Source organism: Paenibacillus pasadenensis (assembly GCF_023715725.1).
In the GTDB taxonomy this organism is placed as follows: Bacteria; Bacillota; Bacilli; order Paenibacillales; family Paenibacillaceae; genus Paenibacillus_O; species Paenibacillus_O pasadenensis_A.
On sequence record NZ_JAMBOT010000001.1, the window covers coordinates 714,204 to 730,805 of the forward strand.

The following is a 16,602-nucleotide window of genomic DNA, read 5'->3' on the forward strand; positions in this document are numbered from 1 at the left end:
AAGATTTCCTACCCTTCCTCTTTCGGTTTAGCCGCTACAAAGGCAATCCATTTGTCCTCGCGCACGCGGTCAACGATTTCAAAACCGGAAGCAAGCAGCGCCGAGGCGACTGTTTCTTCCTTATTCTCGTAAATGCCGCTAGCAATGTAAGTTCCGCCCGGCTTCAGCGCAGCGTACACATCGTCCAGGAACAACAGAATGATTTCCGCCAAAATATTTGCCACGATGACATCGCAAGGCACACTCACAAGCAGAGGTTCGTTGATCGCCCTTTCCGCAAGCTCCGCTCTCACTTTTGCCTCGACAGGATTGGCGTTGTCGCTCCAGCTTGAAGCTTCCCCGCTGCTTATTTTCAGCACGCCGAGCAGGTCGCTTTGCAGCACCTGGATACGGTCTTCCAGCCCGTTAAGACTGGCGTTTTCAATCGCGCTGGAGACAGCAACGGGATCAAGATCGACGGCAAGCACACGGCCTGCGCCGACCTTTACGGCCCCGATTGCGAGAATGCCGGAGCCAGTTCCAACGTCGATAACCTCGTCGCCCTCGCGGATGGTCGATTCCAGCGCCCGCAAGCATAGCGAGGTAGTCGGATGTGTGCCGGTGCCAAAAGCCATGCCCGGATCAATCTCCAAAACAACCTCACCCTCCGAAGCTTCATATTCTTCCCAGGTAGGCTTAATCGTCAGGCGTTCCGTAACACGAATCGGTTTAAAATATTGCTTCCAAGCGGTCGCCCAATCATTTTCGTCCACTGTAAATACCGAAATCTCGTATTGGCCCGGATCAATCTCGTACTCCCGCAGCTCCTCGATGCGCGGACGGACCGCCGCCACATGCGCGTCCATATCCTCTTCTTCACTGAAGTAACCTTTAATAAGAACGTTTCCTTCCGGAATATCGTTTAGCGGCAGCTCGTACCACTGGCCAAAGCTCAGATCGCGCCTGCGTTCAAGCGAGCCCGACTCCTCGATGGATACGCCGCCCGCTCCCTGCTCATGCAGGAAGTTAGAGATCATCTCCACCGCTTCTTCCGTTGTATAAATAGTAAGCTCATGATATTTCATATGTAATCTCCTTTGCCGTTCCCTATCCTTTCTATTTTACAACAGATCGGAGGCGGGACACAAAAACCTTCCCTTCAAAAAATTTAGGAATCGATTCCCATTCAAAAGCAGGATATTCCAGTTGGTTAGAGAATATAATAGTTCGAACACCAAACCATTATCATGGTAACCTTTTTAAGGAGGGGCTTAAAATGGATTGGAATGCCGCAGGCATTATTCCGCTTGATACCTATCGTGAAAAAAGGCAGCACATACCGGTGGAGCCGGTTTATTACGAGGAACATGAAGGAGTGACGGGCTGGAGGCTCTACCGTTACGAGGAGGTCAAGCTTGCGTTTACGCGCCACGACCTGTTCTCGTCGCAGGACACGCAGCCTTCCGACGATCCGATAGAATCGAGCATTCTGCGGACAGACCCGCCTAAACACCGTCAGCTGCGCATGTTAGTATCCAAAGCTTTTTCGCCTAGAGTCATTGAAGCGATGGAGAGCTCTATTCGCTCCCTTGCGGAGGAGCTGTTCGACCGCGCCGAGGCGGCGGGCCAATTTGAGTTGATGGCCGATCTGGCCAGTCCGCTGCCGGTTTCCGTCATTGCCCGTATGCTCGGAGTGCCAAACGAGGATTTTGAGCGGTTCAAGCAATGGTCGGAGGATCTTGTTGGCAATAACGGCGAGCGTTTTCAACAATGCCAGCAGGAAATGACCGTATACTTTAAGGAAATTGCCGACGAACGGCGCCGCAACCCGCAGGACGACCTGATTACGAAGCTGGCAGAAGCACAGGTTGAAGGCGAAAAGCTCTCGGAAATAGAGCTTATTGGCTTCTGTATTCTGCTGCTCGTTGCGGGCAACGAAACGACCACCAACCTGATTGCTTCCGCCTTCCTCTGCATTGACGGCTTGCCTGAAGTGCGCGCGGAGCTGCTGGCTAATCGCTCCCTTATCCCGGCAGCGCTGGAGGAAGTGTTTCGCTACTGCTCTCCCGTGCAGCTCACCTACCGGACGATAAAAGAGGACATGGAGTTATGCGGGCATCAGCTGCGCGCGGGCGATCCGGCGTTTCTCTATATCGGCTCCGCCAATCATGACGAAACCGTATTTGAACAGCCGGAGCTGTTCAATCTCCATCGGAATCCCAACCCGCATGTCGGGCTTGGCAGCGGCATTCATTATTGTCTCGGCGCACAGCTTGCCCGCCTGGAGGCGAGAGTTGTGCTGGAAACGCTGCTGGAGCGTTTCCCGAACTTCCGCGTGGACCACACTGTTCCGCTGGAACGGATCGAGAGCAATATGATGTTTGGACCGAAACGGCTCCCGGTGGTTCTGGCGGGGGATGGAGCGGGGGTAAGTCGGTACGCTTAAAGGTTATGAAAAACACCCAGACGAGTTGTTTTCGCCTGGGTGTTCTTTATTTAGAGTTTTTCAGGAGCAAACTTTAAATGAAACAATGCTCAATAAACTTAAACATTATATTCACCGTGTGTCAAAGCCTCTTTTTTTAGCAAATTCATTAATTAAAAGAATTAAATTTTGACTAAAAACAGAAGTGCAATTAGGAATCTCTCTGTGTAAATCAGGAAAAATATTTTCAGGGAAAATGATGAAATTATCTCTATCCATTTTCTTTATGACATAATAATTCCCCTCAAATTCACCATTTCGAATATGAAAGGAAGTAACGAAATCATAAATTGAGTTATAAAACTCCTGAGATGATATCTCATCATTTAAAAACTTCTCGATTAAATTTGGCAACTTATTTCTCCTTTATGTTAATAGGATATTTTGAAGGCATTGCAAAATCATCAGAAAAAACAACTTTTATGGAGCTCTCTCTCCTATTGTTGTTTTTGAATCCCCGCCAAGTTTACCCAACCTACTATGCATTGTCGTATTATCTAAACAAGAATAGGCGACTTCTCACGCTCTCTACATGTACAATATTTTGTCCCGTTAGGTTACGGCTCAAATTAAAAGACGCAAAAAAGCAAGATATCAAAAAACACGTCAACATGGGGTATCTTACCATAATGAACCTGTTGACGTATCATCAAAGCATTATTTAGGTTATAAAATTCAAGCATTTCATATGCGTACAGGAATGTTACGAGGAATATCATACAGAGGTAATGATTGTTAAGTTTTTTTGAACATTCGGAACTGGGACAGTTATATAAATTAAAACCACAAGCGAAAGATACTCGCTTGTGGTCGAATGAAATTTATTGATTTTTCAAATAATCCAATATCAAATTTCTTGCCTTCTCATGTGAAAGGTATTCGTTAAATAGAAATGGGTAGTGAATTAATTTTTCCTGAAGGAAGCTATAATGTTCAAATCGTTCAAAGAATCCTCTGTGTATTAAATTTACTTGCCTTTCAGGTATGCCCCCTGCATTATTGTTCATAATATAGTTAATCGTTCCTGCAATAACCGAACAATAATCATTAAAATCTGCACTAAAACTATCATCGGCTTGAGAGAAATCCTCTTTGAAATCCTCCCTCATCTGAGCAATATCTTCATATGGAAATGGATTACTCATTTGTGTCTTAAATAGTTCTGTGAGTATCCCCTTGTGATTCAGTAGGAACGCCTCCTTCCAAAGCTTAAATTATTTAGGTTTTGCCGAACGAAACAATTGTACCATCAGGTGCAATATCTACATATTTCCCATTCTTTTTGTAACGAATAGTTCCCTCTACTGCTCCTGAAACTGAGCTTTTAGTCGAACCTTTTTTCGCAGTTCTAGCAAACTCTTCAGCTTTTCTTACGTACTGTTCTAACGTTTCCGCTCCTACAGATGCGCCGTGTTTTTTGAAATGATATTCAGCAGAATCTTCTACTTTGTCGAAGCTTCCCTTGTTCCATTTAGTTAAATCACAATTATGAACCCAAATTCCAAGATTTGATACAAAGTAAGAATGAAAATCGGCTACCTCAAAATTATAAACCGTTGCTTCACGAGGCTCTTTCTTAATCTTATCTATCGCAAGTGTAGCCCCACCACTGGTGACAAGTAAATCGCCAACTTTTAAATCTTTTACTTCTGTCCATCCCTTGCCATCAAGCCAGAAAGGATGTTCAGCCGTAGCCTCAATGACTTCATCACCAATGTAAACCTTATAAATTTCATCAGTCTGTTTCTGGAACAACCCCACGACTTCCTTGTAAGCCACTTCTCCAGTCTCATCAGACTTGGCGAGTACCTTATCCCCTACCTCAATTTCCTCGATAGGTTTCTCCCCTTCGTCTGTCAACACTTTAGTCCCTGCTGTAAAGCAGTTACATGCTTTTAGAAGTTTGCCAGCTTTTAAGCGACCTAAAGTGGCTAATTCTGCACCCCATAACACACCATCAACGAAGTCTGGAAAACCCGCTGCAATCTGTCCACTCACATAATCTTTTTTAGCACGAGTTTTCAATATTTCTTGGGTCTCGTTACTCAAACTGTAGAAATAGTCATTATCCCCAGCAAGCCAACGAACGTAGGAATAATCCTCCTTATACCTAGTCCAGTAGTTTGAAAAACATTTTTTACCATATAATGTAACTCCATCTTCTGACTTAGACAAATACCCAATTGCCTGTTCTTTCCAAATAACTTGCCTTCCCATAAAATTAGAATCTTTGCCTAAATAGATACTGTCAGGCGAACTGCATTCTCCAGGCTGAGAATATCTCCCATCTATTGACACACAAAAATTCCCTGTAGGATCTGTTAAATTTACAGGATTATTATTTACATAGGAATATAAATTGAGTGTTAAAGGCGACTGGGCACTCCCCTCATAAGTATCCGCACTCGTAAATCTTCCCGCGTTACTATCGTACCAGCGAGCTTTGTAATCCATCAGGCCCGTTTTAGGGTCAACGGTTTGGCCGGTATATCCAATGGTGTTGTACTCCGCCGTCATCGGTGTCATCAGACCGCCGAAGGCGTCATACCGGTATTGCTCCAGCGTTTCGCCGTTGCGGTCCGTCAGATGAGTCACGCTGCCGAGATGATCGTTCAAATAATACGTAAAGTCTCCGCGCAGCATTCCCCTTACCGGAGCTTCGCTTTGTTTAATCGGCGACTCCTCGTCAAGCACGTTCCATCCGTTGTTGCGGTACGATTTGCGGGACAAAACCTGACCGTTCGCCTCGTAATATTGAGCAATCGGCTCCAAATCCGCGCCGTATTCCTTCATGATCGTTAAGCCGTCATTCAGGTAATACATCTGATCCTCAAGCAAAACCGGATCTTCCGTTAAAGCTTCTTCGGGAGAAACCGGATCTCCGTAAGTGATATCCGTTACTCTCTCCGCCTCAAGCAGCGCCGGCTGCTGACGCGGATCGGGGTAGCTTTCCTTACGGCCTATTTTTTGCTGGAAAGCGTCATACTCGTAGTCGACCTTGGAACCGTCCTCGTATAACACTTGCTCCAACATGCGTTACTGTTATATGAATATTGAATTAGCCCTTGCTTGCCTCTCTCTTGAATCAGGTTGCCGTTTGCATCATAGGTAAACGACTCTTCTCCAGCGCTGAGCATACGTCCGGCCGCATCATAGTCGTAGGCTATCGTTTTGCCGTCTGTAGACATTGTACTGCGATTGCCGTCCGCATCGTACGTATAGCTGACCTCGCTAGCCGGAGCAACCATGGAGTCACGGTAAGAGAATTCAGAACCGTTGCGGTACTGCTGCTTAAACGGCAGATCATACGTGTCCAAAATATCCGTATCTTTGGCCTTCGGATATTGAACCTGCTCAATCCGGTTCAACACGTCGTAGGCATACGTGGTAATGGCTCCGTCTTCTTCCTTTTTCTCTACGATATTGCCTGCCGCATCGTACTTGTAGTCCAATCGGCTTTGCGTCCGTTCGCCCGCATGGTCGATACGGACGAGCTGCAGATTTTCGTTGTACGCATATTCAGACTGAATTCCATTAGGACGGTCAACTTTAGTCATCAGTCCGCGCGAATCATATTCAAACGTCGTTTTAAAGCCATCCGGATCCGTAAATTCTTTAATCTGATTGAGCAGATCGTAGACGTACTCCTGCGTATTCCCCTCGGGATCGGTTACTTTGGTCCGGTTGCCCCGCTCGTCGTATTGAAATTGAACCGTTTTGTCCCAGGTCGCGTTCTGCATACTGAAGATGCGGCCCATGGAATCATAGTCAAAGATTTGTTTGTTTTTTGTTGTCGTTGCCTCTATCAACTGACCAAGCGAATCGTAACGGTAGGTGAACACCTCGCCGTCCGGCATTCTTTTTTCAGTCATGAGTCCGCGCAAATCATAGTCGTAGGTCGTGCGTTTGCCAAGGGCGTCCATATAAATAAATACCAACTCGTTAACCTGGAATTTCTTATAAAAACAAAATCACCTCCCCCAAAGGGAAGGTGATTTTCCGCTCATTCTCATAATCGCTGGACATGCCATGCCGCAACTCAACCCAAAACATTAAACCCCGCATCCACATGCAGCACTTCGCCTGTAATCCCTCTCGCCAAGCGGCTTAACAGAAACATCGTTGCGTCGCCGACTTCGTCTTGGCTGACGTTGCGGCGCAGAGGCGCCCGGCGTTCGACGTCAGCCTGCAGCTCGTGAAAGTCCGCAATAGCGGACGATGCGGAGGTCAGCACCGGCCCGCTGGAGACGGCATTTACGCGGATGCCGCGCCGTCCCAAATCCTCCGCCAAATACCGCACGTTCGCTTCCAACGCCGCCTTGGCGACACCCATGACATGATAGTTTTTGACGACGCGGGTGGAGCCCAGGTAGGTTTGGGTAACGATGCTCCCGCCCTCTGTCATTAATTCGCAAGCTTGCTTCGCCAGAGCAACGAGCGAGTAGGCGCTGGCATTTTGAGCTAGAAGATATCCATCCCGCGTCGTATCTATGAACTCCCCTTCCAGACGATCCGCAAAAGCTATCGAATGGACAAGACCATGAACCGTTCCAGCGTGCTCTTTAATCTCCCGAAACGCAGTCTCGATGCTTCTGTCATCCAAAATATCACAATGAACGACAGCTGCTGCATCCATATCGGATTCCTTGAGCAGCTTCGTTATTTTTCTTAGTGATTTGTCTCTATTATATGTAAGAACTAGCTTGGCGCCTTCTCTGTGCAGGGCTTTCACCACGCCCCAAGCTATACTTTTTTCGTTGCAGACGCCTGTGACTACGATCGTTTGATCTTTCAGCAGCATGATGGATACCTCCATACCAAATACAAAAATAATGAATTACGGCAGCAGCAGCACCTGATCCAACAAGGGAAGCATTCCTTCCAGCTCTTCCATACTCAGCTCCCTGAATACCGGCATGGTCTCGTTAAACGCACACACCGCCATAGGATGAAAGTCGTCTGCAAAGAGCTGCTGAACGTACACCTCCGGCACGTCGGCTCCCTTTACATCAACGCTCACTTTTCCATCCGCAGCGATGGTAAAAGAAAATGAATCAAGCGGAATGGACAAACCTTTGCCTACCGCCTTGATATAACTCTCTTTTAGCGTCCATAGCTGATAAAAGAATCTAAGCTGTTCCTGTTCGGGCAGGCTCGTTAACGCAGCATACTCCTCAGGCGCAAAAAAACGCTCTGCGATGGATATATCAATCGGTTTGATACGCTCGACATCGACGCCAACCGGACTGTCGCCAAAAGCGCAGACGACCCAGCTTCCGGCATGCGATACGTTAAAATGGCAGTCCGCAGCAGGAGGGCTTAGCATTGGCTTGCCATAAGCATTTTTAACAAAAACAAGCTCATCGTTCGGGATACGCAGTTGCTGGCGCACAGCAAGCCTCGCCAATATTTCGCCAGTTAAGGAACGATAGGCGTCAATCGGCTTACGGTACCGGCCGGCAGCCTCCCTTCTCTCTGCCGACACATAGTTCAGCAGAACAGGGTAAAGCGCTGCAGCCTTTCTCTCGTCCAGCTGCAGCATGTAAACCTCAATCACGAGATTTTTTCAGCTGTGCGCGAAGGCGACAGGTAGTCGCTTAACTCATAATACGTGCCTGTCTCGTCTATGATCTGATGGAACCAGCGCGACTGCTCTTCCTCGGTAACCTGTTTTGTATCAAGGATAACTTTCAGCAGATCGAGAGACTGTCTCATTTCAGCCAGACTCGGCTTGGAGCCTGTCTCTTCCAGACGGTCTTGAATCTCCTGAATCGCGCGGTACGACTTCACTACCTTCTCCTGGTACACCTCGTTGTCCCAATTGCGGTTCGGCGTTGCTACCGCTGCTGCCATCGAGCGCGTGACGATTGTCGGGATATGTTTGCGCAGACCCGGATAAGCGGAAAGGATTTGCTCGATTTTTTTGCGGTCCTCTTTGGCGCCATAGCAGAGAGCCTCGATTCCGTCCACATTCGCCTTCACCATATTGGTAAGGACGTTTTTCGGCCCCATCTCGATCGCCAGCGTAACGCCTTTATGCTTAAAATAGTTCATCGTCCGCTCCCACTGGACAGGCTGCGTCAGATGAAGCCCGAGGTTATGAGCGACTTTGTCCGGGTGTGCCGTCGGCTCGGCGTTCCGGTTGGTGATGACCGGGTATTTGAAAAAGCCGTACGGAAGCCGGTTCAGCTTATCCAGCAGCTTGTCCGCCATCGGCTGCATGTAGCTGCAATGAAACGGAGCGCTGGCAAGCAGCGGCGTCGCCAAACCGCCATGATTAGCCAGGCGGTCCTCCAGCTCCATAACGGCATCGCTGTCGCCGGATATTGCGGTCTGGTTCGGCGAGTTGTAACACGACACCCACACCTGTCTGCCGTCCTGCATCATCGCTTGGCATTCCTGCTCAACCAGCTTGCGGTCGACGCCGTCGACGATGGACATAGCGCCGACACCGCTTGCCGCAACCTCGTCAGTCAGCTGGCCCCGCTCATGGAGCAGCTGCACCGCGTCGGCAAAACGAATCGCTCCCGCGCATGTAAAAGCGGCATATTCCCCGAGGCTGTGGCCCGCGAGAAATTGCGGCACAATGCCAAGCTCCTGCATGTAAACGCGGAAGCTGGCAACGCTTGATACAAGAATGGCGGGCTGAGAGTTTTTTGCTTTGGACAGCTCGGAGAGCGGCCCGTCAAAACAAAGCTTCGCCAAATCGTACCCGAGCACGTCGCTCGCTTCCTGGAACGTTTGTTTTACGATCTCATATTGGTCGTACAGACCTTTGGACATACCTACGAAATGGGAGCCTTGACCCGGGAACAAAAACGCCATTTTCTCCATCATGAATTCCTCCTATATCGTATTAAGCCCTTTATCGTTAAACGCGGCTGATTAAAGTCAAATAATCCGGAACGTTTTGAACATAAGCGGCATCATGCTCCAAAATAATAAGTCCGTCGTTCTGCTCTATTTCCTTGAATCCGGCAAACTTGTAGGTCAGCATCATCATCCGGTTGCGGTCGGTCGGCACAAACTCGGCACAGAGCACAGCCCCCGCATCACGCGCCTTGGCGGCGACATAGTTCAGCATGATGCTGCCGACTCCTCTGGACATTACGCGGCACGACATTAACAACAGCTTCAGCGTCCAAACCTTTTCATTACAGGCGATAAGCGTTAAGCCGATTTTGCCGTAGGTGCCGTATTTGTCCTCCAATTCGGAGATAAGCAGCAGATGATCCGGCGAATGGCGGAATGCATCCAGCTCCTCGTAGGAGTAGGTGTAGCCCGTCGCATTCAGCTGATGGGTTCTCACCGTGAGCTCCTCCGCCCGTTTCAAATCATCCTCGTCCACGCGGGAAACGCTGAACACCATGTTCAGCGAGGCAAGGAATTCCTCCTGCGAGCCGTCAAAGCTTGTTTCCACCTCGTTCCGCACAATATCGCTCATGTACAGCTGTCTGCGGTTGCGGGAGTCTTCTGTTATAAAAGTCGGGTTTAAAGCCGGCATATCGAGCAGCTCATCCGTCAGCACCGCATCAATGCAGAGCACATCGGGATGATTGAAGGTGACCTCCTCCCGCTCGAAAGGCTGATCGTCGATAAAAGCGATCGTGTCCATGCCGATGTTGATGGATTCCATAATGGTCTGGATCGACGCCGATTTGCGGCTCCAGTTAATTTGCGGATAAATGAAATAATCGCGAATGCCAAGCTCCTGCAGCTTCGCCATGGCGACATCATGCTCGTTGCGGCTGGCGATGGATTGCAAAATGCCGCGCTCATCCAGCGTCTGAATGACATGTACGATATTGTCCCGCAGATGAACCGACGTATCTTCCATTAAAATGCCGTTCCATATCGTATGGTCCAAGTCCCACACGACGCATTTAATTTTGCGGCTGGAAATATCTTTTTTCTCCTCGACCTGGTACGACACGGGCTTCATCTCCTTAGGAATGGACTGTTTCTGACGTCGGGCGGACAGGCCGGCGGCTCGTCGCAAACGTCTGCTCGGCTATGAGCATCTCATGCATCTGTGTCGTTCCCTCGATAATTTCATTGATTTTGGCATCCCGGAAGTAACGCTCGACGGGATAACCGTTATGGCAGCCGTTTGCGCCATGGATTTGCACGGTGTCATTCACAATTTTAGGCAGCATCGTCGAGGCAAAATATTTGGCCGTCCAGGTTTCCATAATGCTGTCCGGATCGCCAATATCCCGCAAATAACCGGCTTTGTAACAGAGCAGCCGCGCCGCATTCACCTGCACCGTCATTTCCGTAACCATCTTCTGAACGAGCTGGTTGTCCCGCAGCGGACGGCCGAACTGAATTCTGGAGCTGCCATAGTCCGCTGCCGCTTCCAGGCATGCCTGCGCAAGACCAACGCAGCCGCATGCGATTGTATAGCGGCCGTAATCGAGACACGGCAGCGCAATATGCGTCAGTCCCATCCCGATCTGTCCCAGCAGATTGCCCTTTGGAATGCGGCAGTCGCTCATGACAACTTCCGCGATCATGGAGCCACGCGCGCCGAGCAGGCCCGACATCGGCAGCACCGTTAGCCCCGCCCGTTCGCGCTCCACAAGGAAAGCCGCAGCCTTTCCGTCGCATTTTGCAAAAATAAGAAACAGATCCGCAATTTGAGCGACAGTGATCCATTTTTTGCTGCCATTTAATATAAAGTCGTCCCCGTCAAGAACGGCCGTTGACTCAATGCTCTTGGCGTCGCTTCCCGCTCCAGGCTCCGTTAAGCCAAACGCAGCCAGCACGCTGCCGGTGGCGAGCTGGGGCAGCCAATAATTCCGCTGCAGCTCCGTTCCCCAGCGCAATATCGCCAGGGATACCATGCCGTGCACAGTCAGCAGGCTTCTGGCCGAGGAGCAGCCGCGCCCGATCTCCTCGTTCAGAATGCCGCAGGTCACATTGTCCAGTCCCATGCCGCCGTACTTTTCGGGAAGCATGGATCCAACGTAACCGGCTTTGATTATGCTTTCGAGCATATCCGGATGGATGCGCTCCTCGCGGTCATTGGCGTCAGCAAGCGGAATAATTTCGGTATCGGTAAACGCTCTGAATTGCTCCTGCCATTCCAGCTGCTCCGGCGTCAGCTCCAGCCTCATCGTCATTCCCCCGTTTCGTGGACTAAGGTTGATCGACCGCGGTTTTGCCTTCAATAAGAGCAATCATCCGGTTAATCGTGCGAAAGTTGTCCAGATCCATATCCTTGCTGTCGATGGTGAGCGCAAATTCCTTCTCCAGAAACATGACCAGCTGCATCGCAAACAGCGAATTCACAAAGCCAAGCGCGAAAATATCCTCATCATCCGCCAGCTCATGCTTGCGGAAAAACCGCGACAGAAACTTTTTGATTTTCACTTTGTTTTCTTCCATTGTTGACACGCTCCTTGTTGAGATGGGATGAGTTAAATTGTGAGTTCAAAAAGGTCGGCATTCAGCACCGAGAAGGTTGTGAGAACCTGAAGAAGGAGGAGCGGAATGTAGTCAAACCTACATGAGCACCGCATTTCGAAGGTGAACACAAGATTCGATGTCGAGTACGCATCCTGAGTTACTTCGTGATCAATGTCGGGCTTTTTGAACAACCTCTAATAAGAATAAAAACCTTGGCCGCTCTTGCGGCCATGCAGCCCCGCATCCACCATCTTTTGCAGCAGCGGGCAGCAGCGGAATTTCGGATCCTGATAGCTGTCATAGAGCACCTTCAGCGAGTGGACGACCGTATCCAGGCCGATCAGGTCAGCCGTTTCCAGCGGGCCCATTGCATGTCCGTAGCATTTTTTGAAAATATCGTCCACTTCCTCCGCCGACGCAACGCCATCCTGCACGACAAATGCCGCTTCATTCATAAACAGATGGGAAATCCGGTTGGATACAAAACCCGGATAATCATTAACGACGATCATTTCCTTGCCCATCTCGCCCATCAGCTCTCCCACTGCGCTAACACACGCGTCGGACGTATGGAAGCCGCGAATGACCTCCACTGTTTTTTTGGCAGGAACCGGATTCATGAAATGGGTCCCGATCACTTGAGCCGGACGGCCAGTAACCGCAGCCAGCTTAGTAATCGAGATGCAGGAGGTGTTAATCATAAAAATGCAATCCTCCCGGCAGATGCCATCGATCAGCTCGTAAATATCCCGCTTAACCTCCCAGCTCTCCGTCGCATTTTCAATGACAAAGCTGACGTCGCTAAGTTGTTGATGCTCGGTCGTAAATTGAATGCGCTCCATAACGGCATCCGCCGCCTCCAGCTTCTCGGAGGAGCCGAACAGCGCGCGGAAGCGCAGCGCGTTAGCAATTTCCCCCCTCGCTTGCTCAAGCTTGGCTTGATCGATATCAACCACAACGACGGACAGACCTGATTGAGCCAGCGCTTGGGCAACCCCGCTTCCCATAACTCCCGCGCCAATTACTCCGATTTGCACTACGCTCCCACTTCTTTCCGAGTGAATTTTGACCGTTCTTCCGCTTCTGCTTAATAAAGCGATGCGATGCGCTCCATTGCCCCGTTAGTCCCGGCGAGCTCAGCCAGCTTGAGCGCGTATTCACGCTCCAGGGACACGGCCTCGTCAAGCTGGGCGGACAGCTTCGCTGCCGTCTCCGGGCTTAACTTGGCGGTGAACAGCGCCTTGGCCACCTTCGCCCGGATCGGCTTCCATACTTTCAGCAGCTCGTCCACGTCGCTTTGCAGCTGGAGGTACGGACCTTGCAGCTGCACATAGCGGTACTGGTCGAGCAGCTTCGCGTTCACGATCCCGTTCAGCGCGTCGAGCAGACGCTCGCCATCCTTTTCAATAAAATGCTCCTCCCGCAGCGCCTGATGAACGATTCCGGCAAAGCTTTTCAACGCGGAGACGCTGTCGTTAAACATGTCCCGGAGACCGCTGGCTGCAGCAGCGGAATTCCCCGGACGGTCAGCCTCCGCCGAACCGGCAGCCGGAACTGCGGCAGACAGCTCGTAATACACCGGCGTTTCGCTGCCAAATGCTTCTCTATAGCCAAGATGACCGTTTAAGGTATCCTCGTAGCTGACCCACCGCTTCCGGTACGTTAAATTTTCAATGTGATCATGCTCAATTACGCCAAATGCTTGCCGGTTGTCATCATAACCGAACACGAGCCAGGAATGAGGCCAATGCTTCTTGCGGTACGTTTCCTCACGGCCGGAGGCATAGTAACAGTCGATTCGCACAATAACGAGCCGATTGCCGCGGATAGACGATTGGATCGCTTCAATTATTTTTGAGCCCACGATGCGGGTCTCCACGGCAATTCCCATGTTTGCCAGCAATCCGTGCAGCGGCGATTTCGTCTCGTAATCCACCTGAAAATGAACCGTCTCCTCGTTGTACCGGTAAACGACGGTATCGTTGGCCAGAAGCGGCAGCAGGCTTTGCCCGAAATAACGGACAGCCGGAAATAACGAGTGATAGAAACATTCTTTATAAAAAACATCGTTGAACGGAGTTATCCGTTCAGCCCGCTCAACCGCGACCCATGCGTCGCTTATTCCGGAGAACGCCCCGTCTTCGGCTGCGGGAACTGCCGTTTGAACCGTATCGTTATCCGCCGGCTGGCGTGTCATCCGGTTCAAAAAGCTGCGGATCGTTGGATAATGGTATAAATCCTCGCTCTCAACGGCGAACCCTGCCTTCTCCAGCTCTACCTCTAGCCGCAGCGCCTTTAGCGAGTGGCCTCCCGCATTAAAAAAGTCATCGGTTACGCCGATTCCTTCCACCCCGAGGACCGCTCTCCACATGTCTAACAGCTGCTCCTCCTGCTCGCTGGCAGGCGGTTCCCCGATAAATTCAGCCGCCACATACGGATCGGGCAGCTGTTTCCGGTCGATTTTGCCGTTCGGCGTATACGGAAGCTGTTCCAAAGGAATGTAAAATGAAGGCAGCATATAATCCGGCAGTTTTGCGGAAATCGCGCTCCTCAATTCATCCGCCGACAAGGAAGCTTGGGAAACGTAATAAGCGCACAGGATCAGATTCCCTTGACTATCGTCCCTGGCATGGCAGACAGCCGCCTTTATATTGGGCACGCCGAGCAGCGCCGACTCGATCTCGCCAAGCTCCACCCGATACCCTCGCATTTTCATTTGATGATCGATGCGTCCGAGAAATTCGAGCTCGCCGCCCGGCAGCCTTCTGGCCAAATCACCCGTGCGGTACATCCGTCCGCCGTTAAACGGACAAGGAACGAACCGCTCATCGGTCAGCTGCTCCCGCTGCCAGTAGCCGATTGCCACACCGTCACCGGCAATGCAGAGCTCGCCTGCGACGCCCTCCGGCATAAGCCGCATAAGCGAATCGACGATATAAATCTGCGTGTTGGCAATCGGGGCTCCGAGCGTAACGGAGGACGCGCCGGTAACATTTTTCACAGCGGACCAGACTGTCGTCTCCGTCGGACCGTACATATTGTAGATGGCCGCAGCTGCGCATTGTTCCTGAACGCTGCGCAGCAGCTTGTCCGGGAACGCCTCCCCTCCGATCATCCAAGCCGTCACATCTCTTAGGCCAACTTTTGCCTCCGAATCCTGAAGCAGCAGCTGCGCCCGCGACGGCGTCGTCTGCAGCAGCTCGATGCGATGCTCCGCCAGCCAGCGGTTCAGCAAAGCGGAGCTCTGCTGCTCGGCTTCGCCGGCGATAACAACCGTAAGGCCCTGCGTTAACGGCAGCAGCGTCTCCAGCACAAAAATATCAAAGGAGAGCGTAGTAACGGCGGCGATTCGTCTGCCCTCCGTGAAGGCAGGGACAGCTCCGGTAATGCCGGTGATGAAATTGACGACCGCCCGATGCGGAACTAACACGCCTTTAGGCAATCCGGTGGAGCCGGAAGTGTAGATTAGATAAGCCCCATCCTCAGTGTCGTTGACGTTGATTGGCGGAGGGCCTGTCCCCTCGTACAGAGAAGGGTCCTCCATGTCCAGCACCTCGCCTTGAAAAGCCAGCGAATCCGCGAGTCCTCTCCGGGTCAACAGAACGCCCGATCCGCTGTTGTCCAGCATATGTTTGATGCGGTCGAGCGGGTAGGACGGATCGACGGGAACATACGTCCCGCCCGCCTTTAATACCGCCAAAATCGCAACCAGCATCTCCGGCGAGCGCTTCGTCATTACAGCGGCGATCTTCCGGCGGCTAATTCCTTTGCTGCGGAGCAGGCCGGCTAGACGATCCGAACGTGCCTTCAGCTGCTCATAGGTGAGCATTTGCTCCGCGAAGCGCAAAGCCGGCAAGTCCGGCGTCCGCAGCGCCTGCGCATCAAATAGCTCATGAATCGTTTGATCCTTCGGATACGGGACCGCCGTGGCGTTAAACGCATTAAGCTCGGCAATTTCATCCAGAGAGAGCATCCTGATCCCGCTCAGCGGCATACTGCTGTTGAGCAGCGCCTCATCCAGAAAAGCGATCAGATGGCGGCTCAAGCGCTCTATCATTTGCCGCGAGAACATCGAACGTTGATACAGCAGCTCCAGCTGAAGCTTGTTCTCTGCCAGCAGGAAGCAGAACGTAACCGTCGCCTGTGAATCCTGAACATAGACGGGGGCATGCAGCGTGTTCAGCGCGACGACCGTTTTGAAGGCAGGCGCAATCGCCGCTGCTTCCTGCTTCATCAGCCGGACGATGGCCGAATACGGAATGTGTTTATATTTCCTCGCCTCTTGAACCGTTTGGCCGACCTGCTGCATGTAAGCTTTAAACGAATCTGTTTCGTCGACGTCAACCTGCAGCGCGGTCAGCTGATCCGGAATGCCGCTCTCTTCCGGCCGTCGTCCGCTCGGCATGCCGACGGTCAACGTCCGTTCGCCGGTATAACGGTGGAGCACATAAAACACGCTGGAGAGCAGCAGCGCATACAATCCTTGTTGCGAGCCTCTGCTTGCCGACAGCAGCCTGGCGCTCAGCTCAGCAGGAAGCTGTCCGCTGAACGTCTCCGCCGCCGCTGCGCGTCCTCCGTGTTCCTTAAGGTCTCCCTCGAATCCCGAAGGCAAGGCGTCAGCATTCAGCTTGTGAAGCCAATATTCCCGCTCCTCCTCCCACTTGCCGCTCGTCAGGAGAAGATTATCGGAATAAGAATCTATTTTCACGCACGAATCCCTCCCTTCG

General features: G+C 51.2%; 14 protein-coding genes. 1 reads left to right on the forward strand and 13 read right to left on the reverse strand.

The features are described 5' to 3' along the window. Positions 1-8: 8 nt before the first annotated feature. Entirely contained in the window at positions 9-1,064 is a 1,056-nt protein-coding gene (gene prmA, locus M3223_RS03355) for a 50S ribosomal protein L11 methyltransferase (protein ID WP_251558928.1), read from the reverse strand. Positions 1,065-1,255: 191 nt separating this feature from the next. Here prmA and M3223_RS03360 point away from each other — a divergent pair, with 191 nt between their 5' ends. Beyond that, positions 1,256-2,425, forward strand: a complete 1,170-nt coding sequence (locus tag M3223_RS03360) for a cytochrome P450 (protein WP_251558930.1) — start codon at positions 1,256-1,258, stop codon at positions 2,423-2,425. 111 nt (positions 2,426-2,536) lie between these two features. On the opposite strand, the gene M3223_RS03365 is transcribed toward M3223_RS03360, so the two are convergent. The 12 genes from M3223_RS03365 to M3223_RS03425 form a co-directional block, all read right to left on the reverse strand. Continuing rightward, positions 2,537-2,818, reverse strand: coding sequence for a hypothetical protein (locus M3223_RS03365; protein WP_251558932.1), 282 nt, complete (start codon positions 2,816-2,818; stop codon positions 2,537-2,539). A gap of 467 nt (positions 2,819-3,285) precedes the next feature. Next, positions 3,286-3,609 (reverse strand): YxiJ family protein, encoded by a 324-nt coding sequence (locus tag M3223_RS03370; protein ID WP_285891090.1) that lies wholly within the window; start codon positions 3,607-3,609, stop codon positions 3,286-3,288. A gap of 73 nt (positions 3,610-3,682) precedes the next feature. Then, entirely contained in the window at positions 3,683-5,497 is a 1,815-nt protein-coding gene (locus M3223_RS24415) for a polymorphic toxin-type HINT domain-containing protein (protein ID WP_353057663.1), read from the reverse strand. Beyond that, positions 5,425-6,402: an RHS repeat domain-containing protein gene (locus tag M3223_RS03385; protein ID WP_251558935.1), complete on the reverse strand. Its 978-nt coding sequence runs from the start codon at positions 6,400-6,402 to the stop codon at positions 5,425-5,427. The genes M3223_RS24415 and M3223_RS03385 overlap by 73 nt, the downstream gene beginning before the upstream one ends. Before the next feature lie 101 nt (positions 6,403-6,503). Further along, positions 6,504-7,265, reverse strand: a complete 762-nt coding sequence (locus M3223_RS03390) for an enoyl-ACP reductase FabI (RefSeq protein ID WP_285891091.1) — start codon at positions 7,263-7,265, stop codon at positions 6,504-6,506. A gap of 36 nt (positions 7,266-7,301) precedes the next feature. Further along, positions 7,302-8,021, reverse strand: coding sequence for a 4'-phosphopantetheinyl transferase family protein (locus M3223_RS03395; RefSeq protein ID WP_251558937.1), 720 nt, complete (start codon positions 8,019-8,021; stop codon positions 7,302-7,304). Continuing rightward, entirely contained in the window at positions 8,018-9,301 is a 1,284-nt protein-coding gene (fabD, locus tag M3223_RS03400; RefSeq protein ID WP_251558939.1) for an ACP S-malonyltransferase, read from the reverse strand. The genes M3223_RS03395 and fabD overlap by 4 nt, the downstream gene beginning before the upstream one ends. A 34-nt stretch (positions 9,302-9,335) precedes the next feature. Beyond that, the gene (locus tag M3223_RS03405; RefSeq protein WP_251558941.1) at positions 9,336-10,397 is read right to left on the reverse strand and encodes an HAD-IIIC family phosphatase; all 1,062 of its coding nucleotides are present in this window, start codon (positions 10,395-10,397) and stop codon (positions 9,336-9,338) included. 13 nt (positions 10,398-10,410) lie between these two features. Next, positions 10,411-11,583 carry an acyl-CoA dehydrogenase family protein gene (locus M3223_RS03410; protein WP_251558943.1) on the reverse strand — a complete coding sequence of 391 codons (1,173 nt, stop codon included), beginning with the start codon at positions 11,581-11,583 and terminating at the stop codon, positions 10,411-10,413. Between the two features lie 22 nt (positions 11,584-11,605). Then, on the reverse strand, positions 11,606-11,854 hold the full coding sequence (locus M3223_RS03415) for an acyl carrier protein (RefSeq protein WP_251558946.1): 249 nt from the start codon (positions 11,852-11,854) through the stop codon (positions 11,606-11,608). 215 nt (positions 11,855-12,069) lie between these two features. Then, positions 12,070-12,912: a 3-hydroxyacyl-CoA dehydrogenase family protein gene (locus M3223_RS03420; protein ID WP_353057664.1), complete on the reverse strand. Its 843-nt coding sequence runs from the start codon at positions 12,910-12,912 to the stop codon at positions 12,070-12,072. Between the two features lie 50 nt (positions 12,913-12,962). Further along, the gene (locus tag M3223_RS03425) at positions 12,963-16,583 is read right to left on the reverse strand and encodes a non-ribosomal peptide synthetase (RefSeq protein WP_251558947.1); all 3,621 of its coding nucleotides are present in this window, start codon (positions 16,581-16,583) and stop codon (positions 12,963-12,965) included. Positions 16,584-16,602 lie beyond the last annotated feature (19 nt).